General features: G+C 66.2%; 15 protein-coding genes. 9 read left to right on the top strand and 6 right to left on the bottom strand.

Features of this window, described 5'->3' with window-relative positions; translation table 11 throughout:
• Positions 1-260: 260 nt before the first annotated feature.
• From CH339_RS03180 to mepK, 3 genes are all read left to right on the top strand, one after another.
• A complete protein-coding gene (locus CH339_RS03180) occupies positions 261-1,808 on the top strand; it encodes a sigma-54-dependent transcriptional regulator (RefSeq protein WP_111432837.1) in 1,548 nt (515 codons plus the stop codon).
• Positions 1,809-1,938: 130 nt separating this feature from the next.
• Positions 1,939-3,591: a L,D-transpeptidase family protein gene (locus CH339_RS03175; RefSeq protein ID WP_146610104.1), complete on the top strand. Its 1,653-nt coding sequence runs from the start codon at positions 1,939-1,941 to the stop codon at positions 3,589-3,591.
• A gap of 239 nt (positions 3,592-3,830) precedes the next feature.
• Positions 3,831-5,555: a peptidoglycan L,D-endopeptidase MepK gene (gene mepK / locus CH339_RS03170; RefSeq protein WP_420825903.1), complete on the top strand. Its 1,725-nt coding sequence runs from the start codon at positions 3,831-3,833 to the stop codon at positions 5,553-5,555.
• 89 nt (positions 5,556-5,644) lie between these two features.
• On the opposite strand, the gene CH339_RS03165 is transcribed toward mepK, so the two are convergent.
• The 4 genes from CH339_RS03165 to CH339_RS03150 all read right to left on the bottom strand — a co-directional run bounded on the left by CH339_RS03165 (position 5,645) and on the right by CH339_RS03150 (position 10,510).
• Positions 5,645-8,332: a sensor histidine kinase gene (locus CH339_RS03165; protein ID WP_244668994.1), complete on the bottom strand. Its 2,688-nt coding sequence runs from the start codon at positions 8,330-8,332 to the stop codon at positions 5,645-5,647.
• Positions 8,332-8,589, bottom strand: coding sequence for a hypothetical protein (locus CH339_RS03160; RefSeq protein ID WP_111432834.1), 258 nt, complete (start codon positions 8,587-8,589; stop codon positions 8,332-8,334). The genes CH339_RS03165 and CH339_RS03160 overlap by 1 nt, the downstream gene beginning before the upstream one ends.
• A 34-nt stretch (positions 8,590-8,623) precedes the next feature.
• Complete coding sequence (locus CH339_RS03155) at positions 8,624-9,001, bottom strand: response regulator transcription factor (protein ID WP_111432833.1); 378 nt, start codon at positions 8,999-9,001, stop codon at positions 8,624-8,626.
• Between the two features lie 117 nt (positions 9,002-9,118).
• Complete coding sequence (locus CH339_RS03150) at positions 9,119-10,510, bottom strand: helix-turn-helix domain-containing protein (RefSeq protein WP_170138383.1); 1,392 nt, start codon at positions 10,508-10,510, stop codon at positions 9,119-9,121.
• A 249-nt stretch (positions 10,511-10,759) separates the two neighbouring features.
• On the opposite strand from CH339_RS03150, the gene CH339_RS03145 reads away from it, so the two are divergent.
• From CH339_RS03145 to CH339_RS03120, 6 genes are all read left to right on the top strand, one after another.
• Complete coding sequence (locus tag CH339_RS03145; RefSeq protein ID WP_111432831.1) at positions 10,760-12,100, top strand: substrate-binding protein; 1,341 nt, start codon at positions 10,760-10,762, stop codon at positions 12,098-12,100.
• Positions 12,101-12,172: 72 nt separating this feature from the next.
• Positions 12,173-13,201, top strand: coding sequence for a branched-chain amino acid ABC transporter permease (locus CH339_RS03140; RefSeq protein ID WP_111432830.1), 1,029 nt, complete (start codon positions 12,173-12,175; stop codon positions 13,199-13,201).
• A gap of 3 nt (positions 13,202-13,204) precedes the next feature.
• Entirely contained in the window at positions 13,205-14,398 is a 1,194-nt protein-coding gene (locus CH339_RS03135; RefSeq protein ID WP_111432829.1) for a branched-chain amino acid ABC transporter permease, read from the top strand.
• A gap of 10 nt (positions 14,399-14,408) precedes the next feature.
• Positions 14,409-15,164, top strand: a complete 756-nt coding sequence (locus CH339_RS03130) for an ABC transporter ATP-binding protein (RefSeq protein ID WP_111432828.1) — start codon at positions 14,409-14,411, stop codon at positions 15,162-15,164.
• Positions 15,161-15,988: an ABC transporter ATP-binding protein gene (locus CH339_RS03125; protein ID WP_111432827.1), complete on the top strand. Its 828-nt coding sequence runs from the start codon at positions 15,161-15,163 to the stop codon at positions 15,986-15,988. The genes CH339_RS03130 and CH339_RS03125 overlap by 4 nt, the downstream gene beginning before the upstream one ends.
• A 24-nt stretch (positions 15,989-16,012) precedes the next feature.
• Entirely contained in the window at positions 16,013-16,681 is a 669-nt protein-coding gene (locus CH339_RS03120; RefSeq protein ID WP_111432826.1) for a hypothetical protein, read from the top strand.
• Positions 16,682-16,757: 76 nt separating this feature from the next.
• On the opposite strand, the gene CH339_RS03115 is transcribed toward CH339_RS03120, so the two are convergent.
• Positions 16,758-17,921 carry a NapC/NirT family cytochrome c gene (locus tag CH339_RS03115; RefSeq protein ID WP_111432825.1) on the bottom strand — a complete coding sequence of 388 codons (1,164 nt, stop codon included), beginning with the start codon at positions 17,919-17,921 and terminating at the stop codon, positions 16,758-16,760.
• 86 nt (positions 17,922-18,007) lie between these two features.
• Positions 18,008-20,431, bottom strand: coding sequence for a trimethylamine-N-oxide reductase TorA (torA, locus tag CH339_RS03110; RefSeq protein WP_111432824.1), 2,424 nt, complete (start codon positions 20,429-20,431; stop codon positions 18,008-18,010).
• Between the last annotated feature and the right edge of the window lie 111 nt (positions 20,432-20,542).

Genomic DNA, 20,542 nt, shown 5'->3' with positions numbered 1-20,542 from the left:
CGGTCTCTTTGCTAGGGCATCAGCGGCGCGCGGCGCCGGGCGGGACGGGTTTCATATCGTGTCGCGGGGGGCGGGTTCAACGGCCGCGCCCCGCCTTTGTGAGCAAATATCGCAAGGTCGGTGCAAATAAAGTCCGGAGCAGGCGTTTATTAACCCGTTCCCTCCATGATGACCCGAAATGAGACAGGCGTCCGCACACGGCGGAGCCGATTTATCCAGCGTCTTCTAGGCCAGGAGACGCGCGATCCGGACCGCGACCCATGACCAAACGCATCCTCATCGTCGACGACGATCCCGTGCAACGCAGGCTCCTGGAGGAAGCGGTCAAGCGCTTCGGCTTCGGCGCCGTCGTGGCAGACGGCGGCGAGCAGGCGCTGGCGGTCCTCAACGGGCCGGACGCCGCCGACATCGGCGTCGTCGTGCTGGACATCGTCATGCCCGACCTCGACGGCATGGGGGTGCTGACCCGCATGCGCGAAGCCGGCATCACCATCCCGGTGATCGTGCAGACCGGCCAGGGCGGCATCGACACCGTCGTCGGCTCCATGCGCGCCGGCGCCTACGACTTCGTCGTCAAGCCGGTCTCGCCGGAGCGCCTGGAAGTCTCGATCCGCAACGCCCTCAAGGTGACCGCCCTTGAGGGCGAGGTCAGCCGCATCAAGCGGTTCAGGTCCGGAACCCTGACCTTTTCCGATATCGTCACCTCGAGCCCGCCCATGGAGCGGGTGATCCGGCTCGGCGAGCGCGCGGCGACCTCCAACATCCCGATCCTGATCGAGGGCGAGTCCGGCGTCGGCAAGGAAATGGTCGCCCGCGCCATCCAGGGCTCCAGCGAGCGCGCCGCGCGCCCGTTCGTCACCGTCAACTGCGGCGCCATCCCGGACAATCTCGTCGAATCGATCCTCTTCGGCCACGAGAAGGGCGCCTTCACCGGCGCCGTCGACAAGCATATCGGCAAGTTCCAGGAAGCGAACGGCGGCACGCTCTTCCTCGACGAGGTCGGCGAACTGCCGGCCGAGGTCCAGGTCAAGCTCCTGCGCGCCCTGCAGGAGGGCGAGATCGACCCGATCGGCGCCCGGCGCCCGGTCACCGTCGACTTCCGGCTGATCTCCGCCACCAACCGGCGGCTGCTGGATCTCGTCAAGGAGGGCCGGTTCCGCGAGGACCTCTATTACCGGCTCAACGTCTTCCCGATCTGGATCCCGCCGCTGCGCGATCGCCGCGAGGACATTCCGAAGCTGGTCCAGCACTTCATCGCCCGCTTTGCGGCCGAGGAAGGCAAGCGCTACGTCAACTCCGTCTCCCCCGCCGCCATGCAGATGCTGATGGCCTATGAGTGGCCGGGCAACATCCGCCAGCTCGAGAACGCCGTCTTCCGCGCCGTCGTCCTGTGCGACGGCGAATGCCTGACGGAGGACGAGTTCCCGCAGATCGCTTACCAGACGCAAGGAAGCGCGCAGCCGACCGGCTCGCCCTCCCTTGAGCCGGCCGCCGCACATGGCGGGCCGAGCGAGCCCTCCCGGCCGGCGGCGTCCGCGCCCGTCCCGCCGCAGCATGCGCCGGCGGCGCCCGCCCCGGGCGATTCCTCGCGGCAGACGCCCTTCGGGTTCCTGCGCGCGCTCGACGACACCGGCCATGTCCGCCCGGTCGACGAGGTCGAGGCCGATATCATCCGCATCGCCCTCGACCACTATCGCGGCCGCATGGCGGAAGTGGCCCGGCGCCTGAAGATCGGCCGCTCGACGCTCTATCGCAAGGTGCGCGACTACGGCCTCGATGCACCGGCCGACGACGAGGCGGCCGAATAGGCCGATCACGCGACTGTTCATTGAAATCGGCTGCGGGAGCCCCTTTTTAAGGGGAGACCTGTCGAGCCGCCCCTGGCCGCGAAACGCTCGCGGTCGCCGACCGACACCCCGTTCCAAAGGGAGCCGCTACGTGACCGCACGCATGCCGCTATCGAGAGCCCTCGCCATCGCCCTTGTCGCCGCCGGCCTCGCCGCCGGCAGCCCGGCCGGGGCGCGCGCCGAGCCGGAAGCAGCGTTTGCCGAAGCACTCGCCGCGCACCGCCCGAGCCTCGATCCGGTCGCCGAGGACCTTCACCTCCTCCTTTCCGGCAGCGCCGGCGCCCTCACCTTCGACGACAAGCGCCACATCGCGGCCCTGAAGGCCTTCTACGCCGACCGCAACTGGCAGCCGGCCTGGACGAAAGATGGCGCGCTGACGGAGCGCGGCCTCGACCTTCTCGACCGGCTCGCCCATGCCGACGAGGACGGTCTCGACCCTGCCGCCTACAAGGTGCCCGAGGCCGACCCGGGCGCCGTTGCCGGTACCACGCCGCAAAAGGCCGCCCGCCTGGAGGTCGCCGTCGCGCTGGCCGCCCTCACCTATGCCGAGGATGCCGAGGCCGGCCGCATCGATCCCCAGGAGATCTCCGGCTACATCAAGCAGCGCCCGGTGCGCCCCGACCCGATAGAGGTGCTGAAACGGCTCGCCGAAGCCGACGATCCCGGCCGCACGCTGCAGGGCTACAACCCGCCCCACGAAGGCTACCGGCGCCTGCGCGCCAAGCTCGCCGAACTGCGCCGCAAGCGCGACGAGGCCACAGCCGAGCGGCCGGACCCGCTTCCCGCCGGCGGCAATGCCCGCCTCGGCGACACCGACCCGCGCGTGCCGCTCCTGCGCAAGCACCTCGACCTCGCCGAGGCGACGGGCGATGCAAACACGTTCGACGAAGACGTCGATGCGGCCCTGCGCCGCTTCCAGGAGGAGCACCGGCTGACGTCGGACGGCATTCTCGGGCCGCGCACGGTCGCTGCGCTGAACGGCACGACCGCGTCCGATCCGATCGCCGACATCGTCACCGACATGGAGATCTGGCGCTGGCTGCCGCGCGATCTCGGCCGCAACCACGTCTACGTCAACATTCCGGAATTCCTGGTCCGGGTCGTCGACAACGGCCGCGTCGTCCACCGCGCCCGCGTCGTCGTCGGCAAGGTGCACAACCAGACGCCGGTGTTCTCCGACGAGATGGAGCACATCGTCGTCAACCCGTACTGGAACGTGCCCTATTCGATCGCCACCAAGGAGATGCTGCCGAGCATCCGCGCCAATCCTGGCGCCTATTTCGCCCGCCGCGGCTACGAGGTGGTCTATCGCGGCCGCGTCGTCAGCCCCTATTCCGTGGAATGGTCGGCGGCGAGCCTCAGGAACATCCGCATCCGCCAGCGTCCGAGCGCCCGCAACGCGCTCGGCCGGCTGAAGTTCATGTTCCCGAACAAATACTCCATCTACCTGCACGACACGCCGTCGAAGACCCTGTTCAAGCGCAACCGGCGCGCCTTCAGCCATGGCTGCGTGCGCGTCCAGGACCCGCTCGAACTCGCCGACGTGCTGCTGGCCGGGACCGGATGGAACGCCGCGCGACTCGAGAGCATCTTCGGGCGCGGCGAGCGGCGCATCGAACTCGACCACCACATCCCCGTTCACCTGACCTATTTTACGACCATCGTTAACGGGCGCGGCGAACTGAAGCGTTTGCCGGACATTTATGGCCATCACGAGCGCCTGAAGAAGGCTTTAAAGCTGTGAATTGAGGCCCGGAACGACCTCAAACGGCGGAGAACGGTCGATTTTTCGGAAAATCCGGGCTATTTTCTACCGGCGATGCCGCGGAACCGTCATTTTTGGCGGCTATTCCACTCCGCGGTAAATCGACATTAACCTATCCGGGCGTACATCGAGTAGGCTTGGGGGCCAGCGCTACCACAGCGCTAAACAGTACGGGACGTGTCTTGTCGACAACGAACGCCGGTTTTGTAGCACATGGCGTGCCCGGTTTGGCGAAGCTGATTACCGCGCTCTTTGCGGCGGTGTTCTGCGCGACCGCCTTCGGCGGATCCGCCTTTGCCGAAACCCGCAGCCTGACGCTCTACAACACACACACCCACGAACGCGCGACCATTACGTTCAAGCGCAACGGGCGTTACGTCGCGTCCGGCCTGCGCGACCTGAACCGGTTCCTGCGCGACTGGCGGCGCAATGAATCCATCAAGATGGATCCGCGCCTGTTCGACCTGATATGGTCGGTCTACCAGAGGACCGGCACCAGCACGCCGATCCACGTGGTCTCAGGCTACCGCTCGCCGGCCACCAACAACATGCTGCGCCGGCGCTCGCGCGGCGTCGCCAAGTTCAGCCAGCACACGCTCGGCAAGGCGATGGACTTCTTCATCCCCGGCGTGAAGTCGTCGAAGATCCGGGTCATCGGCCTGCGGCAGCAGGTCGGCGGCGTCGGCTACTATCCGCGCTCCCATTCCAAGTTCATTCACCTCGACACCGGCCGCGTGCGCCACTGGCCGCGCATGACCCGGAGCCAGCTCGTCCAGGTCTTCCCCAACGGCAACACCCTGCATGTGCCGTCCGACGGCAAGCCGCTGCCGGGCTACAAGACCGCGCTCTCGCGCGCCAAGTCCGGCAAGAGCCTCGCCCAGCGCTCCACCCGCGTCGCCTCGCTCACCGCGCCGACCACCGGCGGGCGCAACGGCGGCTGGGACGAAGGCGTGCTGCGCGAGAAGGGCACCGGCAAGGGCTTTTTGAGTGCCCTGTTCGGCGGCGGTCTCGACGAGGAAGAGGATGGCAGCGGCGTCGAGGCGAGCGGTCGCACCGAGGTCGCCGCAGCGCCTGCCAAGGCCGTCCGCACACCGCAGGTCGCCGTAAGGCGCAACGGGCCGGTCCCGCCGGCCCCGGTCGGCACCGACGACCAGACCCGCGTCGCGTCGCTGACGCCGGCCACCAATGCCCTTTTCGGCAGCAATGTCGGCACCGACAACACCGAGCCGCAACCGGCCGAGGCCGCAGCCGAACCGGCGGCGCCCGAGCCACCGGCAGTGGATGAAGAGCCGAAATTCGTGATCCGGGCCGATGCCCCGCCGCCGCGTCCGAAACCGGTCACCGAGACCGCCATTGCCGCGCTCGTCGACGATACCGCGATCCCGCGCCTGAAGCCGGCCGTACCGACCGTGGTCGCCTCGGCCGGCACCGAAGAGGCGGACGCCACAGTCACCGCGACGATTCCGCGTGACGGCACCGAGGTCGCCGCGATCGACGAAGACAACACGGCAGCCGTTCTCGGCTATGCCTCCGCGGTACCGGCATCGAAACCCGGTTCGATCTTCGACGAAACCCGTCGCCTGGCGGATACCGCCGTCCCGTCGGCCTCGCCGCGACCGAACCCGCGTCCGCGGGCCCTGGCCAGCCTGAAGGGCGATGCCCGCATCGGCGCCGACGGCACGACGATCGCCAGATCCGACGACCCGAACGATCCGACCGGCCGCATGGCCAAGGCGCCGCGCCTCTTCGTCGACGCCCATTCCGCCGGCACCACCGCCTTTGCCGAGCTCTACCACCCCGACCAGCGCAGCATCGCCTATTTCATGTCGGTGCCGGGGCGCACGGTGGTCAACGACTTCTCCGGCAATGCGCCGGCACCGCTCAGCATGGACGCCTTCAGCGGCACCGCAATCGCCGCCCTGCCGACCCGCTCGATCTACTGATCCGGCGTCGAACGGCACCGAACACGTCAAAAAAGCCCGGCGGGTCGCTCCGCCGGGCTTTTTCGTTGTCGGCCTGAGATCCTGCCGTTCTATCCCGCCGGCTTCTCGGTGCGGCTTTCCAGCGGCAGGATGATGCGGAAATAGCTGGTGTCGTCATTGGCAAAGACGATGACGAGGTCGCCCTTCATCGCCCGCATGATGGCGCGGCTGATCGGCAGGCCGAGGCCGGCGCCCTGGTCGCGGCTGGCGCGGCTGCCGCGGGCGAACTTCTCGAACACCACGGTCGCATCCTGGCGCGAGACGCCGCCGCCATTGTCGATGATGTCGACATGGACGACCGGGCCGCGCACATTGGTCCGCACGAGGATGCTCGGCTCTTCCGCGGCGTTGTATTTGACGGCGTTGGACAGGACGTTGATCAGCACCTGCCGGAGCCGGTCCGAATTGGCCATGATGTTAAGCCCGCTCGGGTCCGGGTCGACGGTGACGTCGACCTCCGAATTGCGGGTCATGCTGTCGACGGCGGCAAGCGCCGCATCGATCGCCTGGCGCGCATCGATCGGCTCCACGTCGACGACCGAGGCCCCCGCCTCCAGCCGGCTGATATCGAGGAGTTCGTCGAGCAGACGGGTCAGCCGCCGGCTCTCGTCGTGGATGATGGAGACGAACCGGTCGCGCTCATCCTCGCTGAGGCTCTTTTCGGTCATCAGTATTTCGGAGAACGAGCGCACCGAGGTCATCGGCGTGCGCAGTTCATGGCTGACCTGGCTGAGGAAATCGTCCTTGTGGGCGTCGAGCGCCCTCAGCCGTTCGTTGACATTACGAAGCTGCTGGGCGGTCCGCTCCTGCTCGATGGATTTCTCCGACAGCCGGCGCGAGGTCTCGATCAGCCGCTGGGTCTCGTCGGCGATGTCGAAGAGGTCGGTGATCTCCACGGTCTGGCGCCCGGCGATACGGGTGACCATGGCGTGGGCCGAAGCCGCCCCAATCGAGCCGGCAAGCTCCCGTTCCAGGCGGCCGATCACATCGTCGGTCGGATGCGGCAGGCCGCCGGCCCTGCCCTGGCTGCGCGACATCTCGTCGAACAGCCGCCGCGCCGGTTCCGCGCCGAGGATGCGCTGGGCGAGGATGAAGAGGTCTTCCGACTGCGCCGTTCCGACCTGGACGCCGGCTGGCCGGCCGCCCGTGGTGCGGTAGACGTCGACGAAGAGCGCGCCCTGCAGCCGTTCCAGCGCCCCGGGCGTCACCAGGCTGGAGACGACGAGGAAGGTGAGCGTGTTCAGCCCGACGCTCCAGATCACCGCGTGGACGAGCGGGTCGAGCCCGGTCAGCCCGAACAGCGCCTGCGGCCGCAGAAGCGCAATCCCCCACGGACCCTCGGCAAGGAACGCGGCCGTGCCGGAGAAATCGCCGGCAAAGCTCGGCAGGAACAGCGTATAGGCCCAAAAGACGAAGCCGACATTGAGGCCGGCGATGGCGCCGACCCGCGTCGCGCCGCGCCAGAAGATGCCGCCGACGAGGCTCGGCAGGAACTGGGCGACGCCGACGAAGGCGATGAGGCCGATGGCGGCAAGCGCCGTCGAGCCGCCGCTGACCCAGAAATAGAGGAAGCCGAGGCCGAGGATGAGCGCGATGCTGATCCGCCGCGAAACCAGCAGGAGGTTGCGCACGTCGCCGCTGACGGCGGGGTTGGCCGCGAGCAACCGCATCGCCACCGGCATGACGATATGGTTGGAGACCATGGTGGAGACGGCGATCGCAGCGACGATGACCATGGAGGTCGCCGAGGAAAAGCCGCCGAGGAAGGCGAGCAGCGCCAGGTCGTCCCGTTGCGAGGCGAGCGGCAGGGTCAGGACGAATAAGTCCGGATTGCTGCCCGCCGGCATCATCTTCAGGCCGACGATGGCGATCGGCATGATGAACAGCGTCATGCCGAAGAGGTAGAGCGGGAACAGCCAGGAGGCCGTCGCCAGGTGCCGCTCCTCGATGTTTTCAACGACGGTGACCTGGAACTGGCGCGGCAGGCAGATGACGGCGGCGGCCGACAGGAACGTCAGCGTCGCCCAGCGCGGCCCGAAGATGTCGCCGGCGCCGCGGATATCCTCCATCGACACATTGGCAAAGACATCGTCGAACCCGCCCGACAGGCCGAAGGTAGCAAAGACGCCGACGGCGATCAGCGCCACCAGCTTGACGATCGCCTCAAGGGCGATGGCGGCGACGACGCCGTGGTGGCGCTCGTTGGCGTCGAGGTTCCTCGTGCCGAAAAGCACGGTGAAGAGCGCCATGCCGGCGGCGACCCAGAACGCCGTGGAGACGACGTCGGCCTCGCCGGCGATGATCTGGTAGCTGCGCGTCACCGACTGGAGCTGCAGCGCGATATAGGGCGTCGTCGCGATCAGCGCGATCAGCGTGACCAGCACGGCAAGGCTCGGACTCTTGCCGTAGCGCGAGGAGATGAGGTCGGCGATCGAGGTCACCCGGTGGACCCGGCCGATCCGCACCAGCTTGCGGAGCAGCCACCACCAGCCGATGAAGACCAGCGTCGGCCCGGTATAGATGGTGACGAATTCCAGCCCGCTGCGCGCCGCCGACCCGACCGCGCCGTAGAACGTCCAGGACGTGCAGTAGACCGAGATCGACAGGGTGTAGATGACGGGCGACTGCAGCCAGCCGATCGGGCCGCGCCGGTTGCGCCGGTCGACGATGAAGGCGACGGCGAAAAGCAGCGCCACATAGCCGAGGCAGACCGCGAGCAGGAAATTGACGGACAGCATCAGGGCGCCGGATCGTGGGACGACACGGTCGGATCGGTGTCGCCGAATCGCCGCGCCAGCACGAAGGCAACGGCGATCAGGCAGATCCAGATGGAAAACACGTAGAGCAGCGGCACCGGAATGCCGGCGATCTTGTGCGGGATCAGCGAGATGCCGACCATCGGCGGCATCAGCACGGCAACGCCGAAGATGACCAGGACGATGGCACGGTCCCGGGTCTGGCGGTGGAGGAACTGGACTTCCGGATGGTCGCTCATGGCACGCGCCTCAAAGAGCGAGCCGCCGCGGCGGCTATGCGGGGCGGCCGTCGGAGAGCTTTTCGACGGCGGCGACGATTTCGGAATTCGCGAACGGCTTGGTGATGAACAGGTCCGCGCCGCATTCCAGCGCCGTATCGCGGTCCTCGCGCTGGCCCTTTGCGGTCAGCATCAGGACGGGCAGCCGGTCGGCACGCCGGTCGGCGCGCAACTGGCGCAGGATCTCGTAGCCGTCGATTTCCGGTAGCATGACGTCGAGGATGAGCACGTCGGGCGTGTCGGCCAGCGCCTTGTCGAGCGCCTTGCGTCCGTCGGTCTCGACGGCGACATCGAAGCCCGCCCGTTCCAGAAGGAAGGTGAGCGATTCCACGATGTTCGGTTCGTCCTCGGCCAGCAACACGCGTTTTGCCATTGTTTTCGCTTCCTCCACTGCGCACTGGTCTGATGCAGGCGTCGGCGCGATTACACGATAATTGGCGCGGAGTGGCAATTGAGGAATTGGTGTTATGCCAGGCGCCGCCGCGCGCTGCTATTCGGCAAAGGGGTCTTCCACCCGGTGCAGGCAGGACCGGCGCGGGCACAGCCGGCAACTGGGCCCGACCTCCTCCACCAGCGCCCTCGGGTCCGGACCGTAGACCGTGTGGGTTGCATCGGCCTCGCGCATCACCAGCATGTCGGTAACATAATGCCGGGGCCGCCCGAAGCCGCTCGGCCCGACGCCGGTGGCGCGGGCGACGAACACGAAGCGCGCGCCGGAGGGAAACAACACCCGCTGCGGCAGCACCGCCTCCGGCGAGCCTTGCGCCCGGTAAAGCACCCAGAGCGGACAGGCCGCGGCGTAGCGCGGCACGGTCAGGCCCTCAAGGCCGAGCATCTCGATGATGGTGCCGGCCGCATTGGCCCGGAAATAGCCGAAGCGCGGCGTCTCCTTGCCAGGCGACAGCGCGGTCAGCCTCAGGCAGACCGATTCCACCTCGGCGGCGAACGCCTCGGCCAGCGCTTCGATGTCGTAGCGGAGGTCGGCCGCGCGCGAGACGAAATCGGCAAGCGGCATCAACACGGCGCCGGTGGCGTAGTCCATCAGCCGCCGGCGGGCCCGCGCGCGCGCCGCAGCGGTCTCGATCGGCGGCTGCCGGCAGAGCGATTCCACGATCTCCTGGAGATGCGCCTCGGCGAGTGCCCGTGCCTCGTCGCGCCTGCCGCCGGGATGCAGCGAGGAGAGCCGGGACGCCAGCGGCGCGGCGGCCGCATCCAGTTCGGCAAAGCGGTTCTGGCGCTCCGCGAACAGCGCCTCGACCTCGTCGACCGGCGTCAGCTTGCGGTCGCTCGCCTCCACCTTGTCGAGATAGGCGGCGAGCGCCTCGGCGATGCCGGTCAGCGTCCGGCTCTCCTCGTTGACGATATCGGTGAAGCGCTGGCGGCGCGCCTGCGGCACCTCGGGATAGTCGGAGAGAATCTCGGCCGCCGACCGGATCGCCGCGATCCGCGTCAGCATGCGGTGCACCGTCTCGCTGAGGAACGGGTCGTTGGAGAGCCGGTCGGCGACGATCTGCGCCCGCACCGTCGCCTCGCGCTCCGACTGGGCGAGCGCCGCCATGCCTTGCGCCCAGCCGGGAAAGCGGCCGACGAACTCGTTGGTCCGGTGTTCCTCGATCCCGACATCGGCCAGTTCGGGAAGCTGGGCGATTTCGCTCAGCCTGTCGAGCAGCCGCCTGCCGGTATCGTCGTCGAGTTCCTCCACGGTCAGGTCGACCGCCTCGGCCGTGCGCCGCAACAGGCCGCCGGCGATCCGCCGCTTGTTCCATTCGATCAGGTTCAGATAGGACGGGGAGATGCCGATCCGGCGGGCGAGCTCGGCCTGGGTGAGGCCGATTTCGCGCCTGCGTTGTCTTATGCGGGTGCCGAGAATCGACGATTCCACGGGGTTTTGCTCCCTTGGCGGGTATTGTCGCGATCGCTCGCTTGTCAATTATTGACAACTTAACATCCAAATAATGAAATAGATTTACAGAAAAAGCAATTAGTTCCAATTGCTTATTGTGCATTTGACAGCGTTGGTTCAGTTTGGCGCCGGGCGAGACAATCGCCCGCGGGCCGAAAAGAGCCTGGACGCTAAAGGCCGGCCATTCGGCTTAACCCTAGGGAAACGCTGCAAGGGAGAGTTTTTTTCATGAGCAAATTATATGTAAACCGTCGCGGCCTGCTGAAAGGCACGGCCGCTGCCGGTGTCGGCCTTGCCGCACCGACGATCTTTACCAGCCGCGCCTGGTCCGCCGAATACATGAACGAGCCGACCGGCGACACCGTCACCCTCGGCTTCAACGTACCGCAGACCGGCGCCTACGCCGACGAGGGCGCGGACGAGCTGCGCGCCTACCAGCTTGCGGTCGAGCACCTCAACGGCGAAGGCGACGGCGGCATGCTGAGCACCTTCTCCTCCAAGGAGCTGAAGGGCGAGGGCGTCAACGGCAAGAAGGTCGCCTTCGTCACCGGCGACACCCAGACCAAGTCCGACGCCGCCCGCGCCAGTGCCAAGCGCATGATCGAGAAGGACGGCGCTGTGATGATCACCGGCGGCTCGTCCTCGGGCGTCGCCATCGCCGTGCAGGGCCTTTGCCAGGAAGCCGGCGTCATCTTCATGGCCGGCCTCACCCACTCCAACGACACCACCGGCAAGGACAAGCGGGCCAACGGTTTCCGCCACTTCTTCAACACCGAGATGACCGGCGCCGCGCTGGCCCCGGTGCTGAAGAACAACTTCGGCTCCGACCGCAAGGCCTACCACCTGACCGCCGACTACACCTGGGGCTGGTCGCAGGAAGGCTCGATCAAGAAGTACACCGAAGAGCTCGGCTGGGAGACGGTCGCGGCCGTGCGCACCCCGCTCGGTGCCGGTGACTTCTCCCAGTACATCACGCCGGTCCTCAACTCCGGCGCCGACGTTCTGGTGCTCAACCACTACGGCCGCGACATGGTCAACTCGCTGACCCAGGCGGTCCAGTTCGGCCTGCGCGACAAGGAAGTGAACGGCAAGAAGTTCGCCATCGTCGTGCCGCTGTTCTCGCGCCTGATGGCCCAGGGCGCCGGCGATGCCATCAAGGGCATCTTCGGCTCCACCAACTGGCACTGGTCGCTGCAGGACGAGGGCTCCAAGGCGTTCGTCAAGTCGTTCGGCCAGAAGTACGGCTTCCCGCCGTCCCAGGCGGCCCACACCTGCTACTGCCAGACCATCCTCTACGCCGATGCCTGCCAGCGCGCCGGCTCGTTCCGCCCGTCGGCGGTCGGTGCGGCCCTGGAAGGTTTCTCGTTCGACGGTCTCGGCAACGGCCCGACCGAATACCGGGCCGCCGACCACCAGTGCTTCAAGGACGTCCTGGTCGTGAAGGGTAAGGAGAACCCCTCCTCCAACTACGACCTTCTGGAAGTCGTTGAAATCACCCCGCGCGCCCAGGTCGAGTACCCGGCCGAGCTGCTCGGCGGCGAGCTTGGCCCGTACAACGACGGCGCCTGATCACCCCGCTTTTTCGCAAGCAACACGGTCGCCCCTTCGGGGGCGGCCGCCCCTTCGACGTGAGCGAGATCCATGGACGAGATTCTGCTGCAAATCCTCAACGGTCTGGACAAGGGCGGCGCCTACGCGCTGATCGCGCTTGGCCTGACGATCATTTTCGGAACGTTGGGCGTGGTGAATTTCGCCCACGGCGCCTTGTTCATGCTCGGCGCCTTCTGCGCCGTCGCCGTCAAGGCGTTCCTGGGCATGGAAAAGGTCACCCTCGATCCGACCCAGACGACGGCCTGGGGCACGCCGATGGAAATCCGCCAGCCCTATATGGAGGCCTGGTTCGGTGAGTTCGGCCGCCTTGTCGTCGACTTTTCCGTCCCGTTCTCGGTTCTCGTCGCCGTGCCGGTGATGCTGATCGTCGGCATCGCCATGGAGCGCGGCCTGATCCGCTTCTTCTACAAGCGCCCGCACGCCGACCAGATCCTGGTGACCTTCGGCCTTGCCATCGTGCTGCAGGAGATCATCAAGAGCTTCTTCGGCGCCAACCCGATCCCGCAGCCGGCCCCGGAAGCGGCCCAGGGCATGATCGACTTCGGCATCGCCCTCGGCTTCGACGCCGGCAACGTCGTCTACCCGGCCTGGCGCCTGATCTACTTCCTGTTCTCGCTCGCCGTGATCGGCGGCGTGTTCGCCTTCCTGCAGCTCACCACCTTCGGCATGGTCGTGCGCGCCGGCATGGCCGACCGCGAGACCGTCGGCCTCCTCGGCATCGACATCGACCGGCGCTTCACCGTCGTCTTCGGCATCGCCGCCGTCGTCGCCGGCCTTGCCGGCGCCATGTACACGCCGATCCTCAGTCCGGACTACCACATGGGCATGGACTTCCTGGTCCTGTCCTTCGTCGTGGTCGTGGTCGGCGGCATGGGATCGCTGCCCGGCGCGGTGCTGGCCGGTTTCCTGCTCGGCATCCTGCAGAGCTTTGCCTCCATGAACGAGGTCAAGGACATCTTCCCGGGCATCGACCAGATCATCATCTACCTGATCGCCGTCGTCATCCTCCTGGTCCGGCCGCGTGGCCTGTTGGGCCGCAAGGGCGTGATGGAGCACTGAGTTATGAGCCTTACAATGAACCGCAACGACGTGCTTCTCCTGATCGGCTTCACGATCGTGGTGTTTGCCGCGCCCTTCATCTTCACCCCGATCGGCGCCGGCTATCCGGACCTTCTGCAGAAGTTCGCGATCTTCGGCATCTTCGCCCTCGGCTTCAACATCCTGTTCGGCCTGACCGGCTACCTCTCCTTCGGCCACGCCGCCTTCCTCGGCGTCGGCTCCTACACCGCGGTCTGGTCGTTCAAGCTGTTGTCGATGAACCCGCTGCCGGCGATCTTCTTCGCCATCCTGCTCGGCGGCCTGTTCTCCGCCGTCATCGGCTACATCTCGCTGCGCCGCTCGGGCATCTACTTCTCGATCCTGACGCTGGCCTTCGCCCAGATGTGCTACAACCTCGCCTATTCGGTGCTGACCCCGATCACCAACGGCGAGACCGGCCTGCAGCTCGACCAGTCCGACCCGCGGATCCTCGACACCGCCGCCGGTATCGACTACGGGGCGGCGCTCCCGGTCTCCAATTTCTTCGGGATCGACATGAACTCAACGGTGGAGACGACGCTGTTCGGCCAGACGCTGCAGTTCAACTCCGGGTACTATTTCTGCGCCGTCTTGCTGATCCTGTGCTTCTTCATCTCCATGCGCATCTTCCGCTCGCCCTTCGGCCTGATGCTGCGCGCGGTGAAGTCGAACCAGAACCGGATGAGCTATACCGGCCTCAACACCAAGCCCTATGCGCTCGCCGCCTTCATCATCTCCGGCATGTATGCCGGCCTTGCCGGCGGCCTGATGGCCGTCACCGACCCGCTGGCCGGTGCCGAACGCATGCAGTGGACGGCGTCCGGCGAGGTCGTTCTGATGACCATCCTCGGCGGTGCCGGCACCCTGCTCGGCCCGGTGATCGGCGCCGGCGTCATCAAATATTTCGAGAACATCTTCTCGTCCTTCAACGAGGGCATCCTGATGCAGGCATACAGCTTCCTGCCGGAGACCCTGCAGCACGCCCTGGTCTCTATCTCCTCGCTGTTCGTCGGCGAGGGCTGGCACCTGACGCTCGGCGCCCTGTTCATGCTGATCGTCATCTTCCTGCCCGGCGGGCTGATGGAAGGCTTCAGGCGCATCCGCACCGGCATCTCCCGCCTGATGGGCGGCGGCAAGAGCGGCAAGGCCTCTGATCGGGCCTCCGCGGCGGCCGAGTGAGGAGAGAAAAATGAGCATTCTTTCCGTCAAGAACGTCAACAAGAACTTCGGTGGCCTGAAGGCCCTCAACAACGTCAACCTGACCGTCGACGCCGGCACCGTGCATGCCATCATCGGCCCCAACGGCGCCGGCAAGTCGACGCTCCTCAACTGCTTCATCGGCCGGCTGGAACCGGACACCGGCACCGTCACCTTCGACGGCACGTCGCTGCTCGGCATCGAGCCGCACGAGATCAACCAGATCGGCGTCAGCCGCGTCTTCCAGACGCCGGAGATCTTCGGTGAGCTGAGCCTCGTCGACAACGTCATGATCCCGGCCTTCGCCAAGCGCGACGGCATCTTCACACTCAACGCCTGGCGCCAGATCAAGACCGAGACGGCGATCCGCGACAAGGCCATGGTCATGCTGGAGGACGTCGGCCTTGCCGCCAAGGCCGGCGACATCGCAGGCCAGCTTTCGCGCGGCGACAAGCGGCGCCTGGAACTGGCCATGTGCCTGGTGCAGGATCCCAAGCTGCTGCTTCTCGACGAGCCGACCGCCGGCATGGCCCGGGCCGACACCAACAACACCATCGACCTGATGAAGACCATCGCCCAGCGCGGCGTCACCATGGTCGTCATCGAACACGACATGCATGTGGTGTTCTCGCTCGCCGACAAGATCTCCGTGCTCGCCCAGGGCACGGTGATCGTCGAGGACATGCCGGAGAACATCAAGGGCAACCCGAAGGTTCAGGAAGCCTATCTCGGAGGCGCGCACCTATGACCGATCTCAACCAGGGGAGCCCGGCTCCCGAGAAAAAGCCGGGCCCGTCGCTGCTCGCCGACGACCCGTTCGCAGGCGCCGCCCCCGGCAAGAAGCCGACGCTGACCACAGGCGGCCAGCGGGCCTTCTTTTCCTGCTGGGACGTCCATGCCTATTACGGCGAGAGCTACATCGTCCAGGGCGTCAGCTTCGACATCCGCGAGGGCGAGATCGTCGCCCTCCTCGGCCGCAACGGCGCCGGCAAGACCTCGACGCTGCGGACCATCGCCCGTGTCGATTCGCCGAACCTGAAGCACGGCGAGATCTGGCTCGACCACAAGCCGCTGCACAGCATGCGCGCGCACCAGGCATCCTTCAACGGCATCGGTCTGGTGCCGGAAGACCGGCGCATCATCGCCGGCCTGACGGTGGAGGAGAACCTGCAACTTGCCCAGATCTCCCCGCCCGTCGGCTGGTCGATCGAGCGCATCTACGACCTCTTCCCGCGCCTCGGCGAACGGCGCAACCAGGAGGGCATCACGCTGTCCGGCGGCGAGCAGCAGATGCTGGCGATCAGCCGGGCGCTCGCCCGCGACGTCAAGCTGCTGCTGCTCGACGAGCCCTATGAGGGCCTCGCCCCGGTCATCGTGCAGGAGATCGAGCGCACGCTGGAGCAGATCAAGAACCTCGGCATGACCACCATCATCGTCGAGCAGAACGCGATCGCCGCGCTGCATCTGGCCGACCGCGCGATCATCCTCGACATGGGTCAGGTGGTGTTCGACGGCGTCTCCCAGGAGGTGCTCGACAACGCCGACCTGCGCCAGCAATACCTGGCGATCTGAGCCCGACCGTTTGGGAGCCGCGATATGGACAGGGACGGGTCGGGCGCCAAGGAGACCGTCGCCCTCAGTACCAAGGTCGAAGAGGAATTCATCGCGCCGTTGACGGCGATCCGCGGCTCGCTGGAAATCCTCAGGGATTTCGAGGACCTCTCGAAGGACGAGCGTACCCGCTTCCTGGACACTGCCCTGCGCGGCTGCGTGCGGCTCGAAAAGGCCGTCGCCGGCCTTGCCGACTCCGTCTACGACGCCGGCGGCGAAACCGGTCACACAAGCAGCGCCAGCGAGCTGTCCCAGGAGGATTTCCGGGAATACGCCTCGCGCGTGCGCATCCTCGACGACCTCGACGTCATCGAGATCGACTTCAGCGGTTTCGTCTTCAAGAATTCCAAGACCGTCAACGACTTCCACGATGTCATCGACGGTGTGATCGCGACCACCGGCCGCCACTGGTATTTCGTCGTCAACTACAGGGACTGCCGCATCTGGCCGGAGGCCTGGGTGGCGTTCGCCCATCGCGGCAAGAAGATCAACGTCACCCATTCGCTGGGCACCGTGCGCTATGTGGAGCGCGAGGCCGACGAGACCAAGGTGACCGACGAACCGCTGTCGGCGAGCTACGATCCCAACCTGTTCGACAGCCGCGACGCCGCCTTCGCCCGCATCGCCGAACTGAAGCGGTCCGCCGGCAAATAGCCCCCTTCCCCGACAAAAAAGCCGCCCGGGCGGAAAACGCTCCGGGCGGCCTGGTATTTGTCGGTTTTTCTGCCGGTCAGTTGATCGCCATGGCTTCCTTGGAGCCGGCGCCGTGGACCTGCAGGTAGCGCAGGACGAAGCGTTTTTCCTCTCCCGTCAGGCTGGTCCTCGGGGCGTAGGTGTCGACGTCCGTCTGCCAGGCGAGCGCATCGCGCGAGGCCGGATCCGGCGGCGAATGGCAGGCACCGCACTGGCTGGAGAAGGTCCGGTCGGCGATCGACCACAGCATCTGGTCGTCGGAGGTGAGGTCCGCCGCCTTGACCCAGCCGTCGAGCGAGGTCTGCACCCAGTCCTGGTTGCCGTCCTCGTAGAAGCGGGTCTCGCCCTTCTTGACCTGATCGAGGGCGCTTGCCGAGATCGACAGGTTGAGGGCACGCAACCCGAAGCCCGCATACTGGCCGCGCACCACCTGGCCGGCCTGCCAGCCCTCGACCCGCACCTTGACGTAGTCGCCGCTGCTCTCCAGCCGGGTCATGCCGACGCCGACCAGCACCGTCGCCAGCTTGCTGGCGTCGTCTGCAGGCTCCGCGACCAGTCCGGTCGTCCGCTTGGCCCAGACATGGTCGCCCGTCAGATCCTCGGTCCTGGCCATGAAGGCGGCCGCCTCTTCGCGGGCGCGCTTGGCCATATCCGGCTTATGGTGGGCGATGCCCTTGTGGCAGTCGATGCAGGTGTCGCCGTTCTTCATCGCTTCCTGCATCTGCTTGGCTGCGGTCTCCTTCTGCTTGTGGAAATCCATGGTCTCGAAGGAATGGCAGTTGCGGCATTCGCGGGAGTCGTTCGCCTTCATCGTCGCCCACACCCGTTCGGCCATCTCAAGCCGGTGCTCCTGGAATTTCTCCTTGGTGTCGATGGTCCCGATGACCTTGTGGAACAGCTCGTTGGAGGCCTGGATCTTGCGGATCAGCTTGGCCGTCCAGGGCTTCGGCACATGGCAGTCGGAGCAGATGGCGCGCACGCCCGAAGCGTTCTTGTAGTGCACGGTCTGGGTATATTCGGCATAGACGTTATCGCGCATCTCGTGGCACGAGATGCAGAACTCCATGGTGTTGGTGTACTCCATGAAGGTGTTGAAGCCGCCCCAGAAGATGACGCCTCCGATACCGCCGACGATCAGCGCCACGCCCAGGCGAAAGGGCGTCTTGCGCGACCACAGCGTATTCCACCATTTGCGGATCATGTCTCGATTTCCAGTGTAGCAGGGTGTCCCCGGAGGAACGGGCGCCAGAAGGCGCCCGTTCCGTTGGCATCAAGGTCGAACCGGCCCTAGGCGACCGGGTCGAAGGTGGTGATCGTCGGAAGGTCTCCGGCGTACTTCTCGATCTCCACGAGGGCGGTGTGGGCGCAGTTGCCCTGGGCGAGCTTGGAGGTGCCCTTGTCGAAGGTCAGCACGTTCGGGTCGCCGTGCTTGCACAGCGCGCCCTTCGTGCCCGGCTCGGCCGGGTCGTACCAGGCGCCTTCCTGCAGGCGGATCACGTCGCTCTTCATCCGGTCGGTGACGACGGCACCGGCCAGGACCGCACCGCGGTCGTTGAAGATGCGCACCACATCGCCGTCGGCGATGCCGCGGGCCTCGGCCGCGTCCGGATGGATCCACACCGGCTCGCGGTTCTCCACCTCGTAGGAGTGCCTGAGGTCGGCGTTATCGAGCTGCGAGTGCAGGCGATAGTCCGGATGCGACGAGGTCATGTGCAGCGGATACTTGTCCGACATCGTGCCGCCGAGCCGCTCGAACGGCTCCATCCAGGTCGGATGGCCCGGGCAGTCGTCATATCCGTAGCCGGCGATCTTGCGCGACAGGATCTCGAACATGCCGGACGGGGTCGCCACCGGATTGAGCAGCGGATCCTCGCGGAACTTGGCGAACTGCACGTAGTTCCGCTTCTCGTCCGTGACGTCGTACATCCACACCTTCTTTTCGTTCCAGAAGGTATCGAAGTCCGGGCTTTCGATGCCCTTTTCCGCCGCCTTGGCAACGCCTTCCTCGTAGATGTGCTTGAGCCAGCCCATCTCGTCCATGCCGTCGGTGTATTCGGCCTCGAAGCCGAGGCGCTTGGCGACCTGGGAATAGACCCAGAAGTCGGTCTTGGATTCGAACAGCGGCTCGATCGCCTGCTGCATGGCGCACAGGCCGGCATTCTGCTCGCTGATGTTGCAGATGTCGTTGCGTTCGAACAGCGTCGAGATCGGCAGCACGATGTCGGCGAACCGGGCCGACTGCGTCCAGTTGATGTCGCTGATAATGATCGTCTCCGGCTTCTGCCAGAAATCGATCTGCTTGTTGCGTTCCTGGTGGTGGTGGAACGGGTTGCCGCCGGCCCAGATCACCAGCCTGAGATCCGGTGTGGTGTATTCCTGGCCGTTGTAGTCGTATTTCTCACCCGCATTGGCCAGCGCCCACGGCACGCGCGAGCACGGGATCGGCGCCGGAACCTCCTTGGAGGCCTCGCCCGCCGGGAAGCCGGCGAATGACGGGCCGTGGCCCTTCGGCGTGCCGTAGCTGGCGTAATGCAGCGTGAAGTCGGCGCCGCCGCCGGGCAGGCCGATATAGCCGAGCATGCAGGCCAGCGTATGGGCCATCCACGGACCCTGCTCGCCATGGTCCTGGCGCTGGATCGACCAGCCCATGGTGATCAGCGTGCGCTTGGCGGCCATGGAGCGAGCCATTTCCTTCAGCTTGTCGGCGTCGACGCCGCAGATCTCGGCGGCCCATTCGGCCGTCTTCTCGGTGCCGTCGGGCTCGCCCTTCAGATAGGCGGAGAACTCCTCGAAGCCGGAGCAGTAGTTGGCAAGGAATTCGGTGTCGTGCAGATCCTCGGCGACCAGCGTGTGGGCGATGCCGAGCATCATGGCGACGTCGGTGCCCGGACGCGGTGCCACCCAGTCGGAGCCGAGCAGCTTGGCGGTTTCGGTGTTGATCGGGTTGACCGAAATCGACGGCTTGCCGGTTGCCTTGTACTCCTCAAGGTATTTGAGGCCGGCATGGTTCGGGACCGACCAGCCGATGCGGCTGGTGACGGCCGGATCGGAGCCCCAGAACACGATCTGTTCGGTGTTCTCGATGATGCTCGGCCAGGTCGAGGAGTCGTAGTAGGAGGTGCCGATCACATAGGGCAGAATCACGCGGATCGCGCCCGTGGAATAGGTGTTGACGTCGTCGACGAAGCCGCCGTTGAGGTTGAGGAGACGATAGAGGTTGTTGAAGCAGTTGTGCAGCATCGCCGGCGTGCGCCAGCCATAGGACCCGCCATAGATCGAGCCGTTGCCGTGCTCGTCCTTGACGCGCTTCAATTCGCTGGCGACGAGATCGAGCGCCTCGTCCCAGGAAACGCGCACGAACTCGCCCTTGCCGCGCTCGGTGCGGTCGCTGTTGACGCCGTCCTTCAGGAAGCCCTTGCGGACCATCGGATATTTGATGCGGGTCGGCGAATAGGCCCAGTCGACCAGCGTCGTCGCCTGCTCGACCGGGACGAGGTCGGCTTCGTGCGGACGCACGGCGACGAGCTTGCCGCCCTCGACCTTGGCGTAGTGGACGCCGAAATGCGAGCCGGTGACGACCTCGCCGTCGGCCACGGCGGCGGCATAGGCCTGGCGCAGTACGGACGGCACCAGTAGCGTGCCGGCACCAAGGGCGGTGAGGCCCTTCAGCACCGAGCGGCGCGAGACTTGTGTGATCGGGTGACTGGTCATGGGTATCCCTTTCTTCTCAGTCAGGGCACGCCGCTTTCGGTCGTGCCAATCGAAACGGTCTGCCGACCTTCGACATATCGAGGAGAGTGACCGGCGGCGGGCCGGCGTGCC

Source organism: Rhodobium orientis, assembly GCF_003258835.1.
GTDB classification, from domain to species: Bacteria; Pseudomonadota; Alphaproteobacteria; order Rhizobiales; family Rhodobiaceae; genus Rhodobium; species Rhodobium orientis.
Note: the sequence above shows the minus strand (reverse complement) of the source record. Positions and strands in the feature narration are given on the sequence as shown.

Coding starts and splice junctions, on each gene's coding strand:
- CH339_RS03180 (WP_111432837.1), top strand. CDS start 261: ATGACCAAACGCATCCTCATCGTCGACGACGATCCCGTGCAACGCAGG.
- CH339_RS03165 (WP_244668994.1), bottom strand. CDS start 8,332: ATGCTGTCCGTCAATTTCCTGCTCGCGGTCTGCCTCGGCTATGTGGCG.
- CH339_RS03160 (WP_111432834.1), bottom strand. CDS start 8,589: ATGAGCGACCATCCGGAAGTCCAGTTCCTCCACCGCCAGACCCGGGAC.
- CH339_RS03155 (WP_111432833.1), bottom strand. CDS start 9,001: ATGGCAAAACGCGTGTTGCTGGCCGAGGACGAACCGAACATCGTGGAA.
- CH339_RS03145 (WP_111432831.1), top strand. CDS start 10,760: ATGAGCAAATTATATGTAAACCGTCGCGGCCTGCTGAAAGGCACGGCC.
- CH339_RS03140 (WP_111432830.1), top strand. CDS start 12,173: ATGGACGAGATTCTGCTGCAAATCCTCAACGGTCTGGACAAGGGCGGC.
- CH339_RS03135 (WP_111432829.1), top strand. CDS start 13,205: ATGAGCCTTACAATGAACCGCAACGACGTGCTTCTCCTGATCGGCTTC.
- CH339_RS03130 (WP_111432828.1), top strand. CDS start 14,409: ATGAGCATTCTTTCCGTCAAGAACGTCAACAAGAACTTCGGTGGCCTG.
- CH339_RS03125 (WP_111432827.1), top strand. CDS start 15,161: ATGACCGATCTCAACCAGGGGAGCCCGGCTCCCGAGAAAAAGCCGGGC.
- CH339_RS03120 (WP_111432826.1), top strand. CDS start 16,013: ATGGACAGGGACGGGTCGGGCGCCAAGGAGACCGTCGCCCTCAGTACC.
- CH339_RS03115 (WP_111432825.1), bottom strand. CDS start 17,921: ATGATCCGCAAATGGTGGAATACGCTGTGGTCGCGCAAGACGCCCTTT.
- torA (WP_111432824.1), bottom strand. CDS start 20,431: ATGACCAGTCACCCGATCACACAAGTCTCGCGCCGCTCGGTGCTGAAG.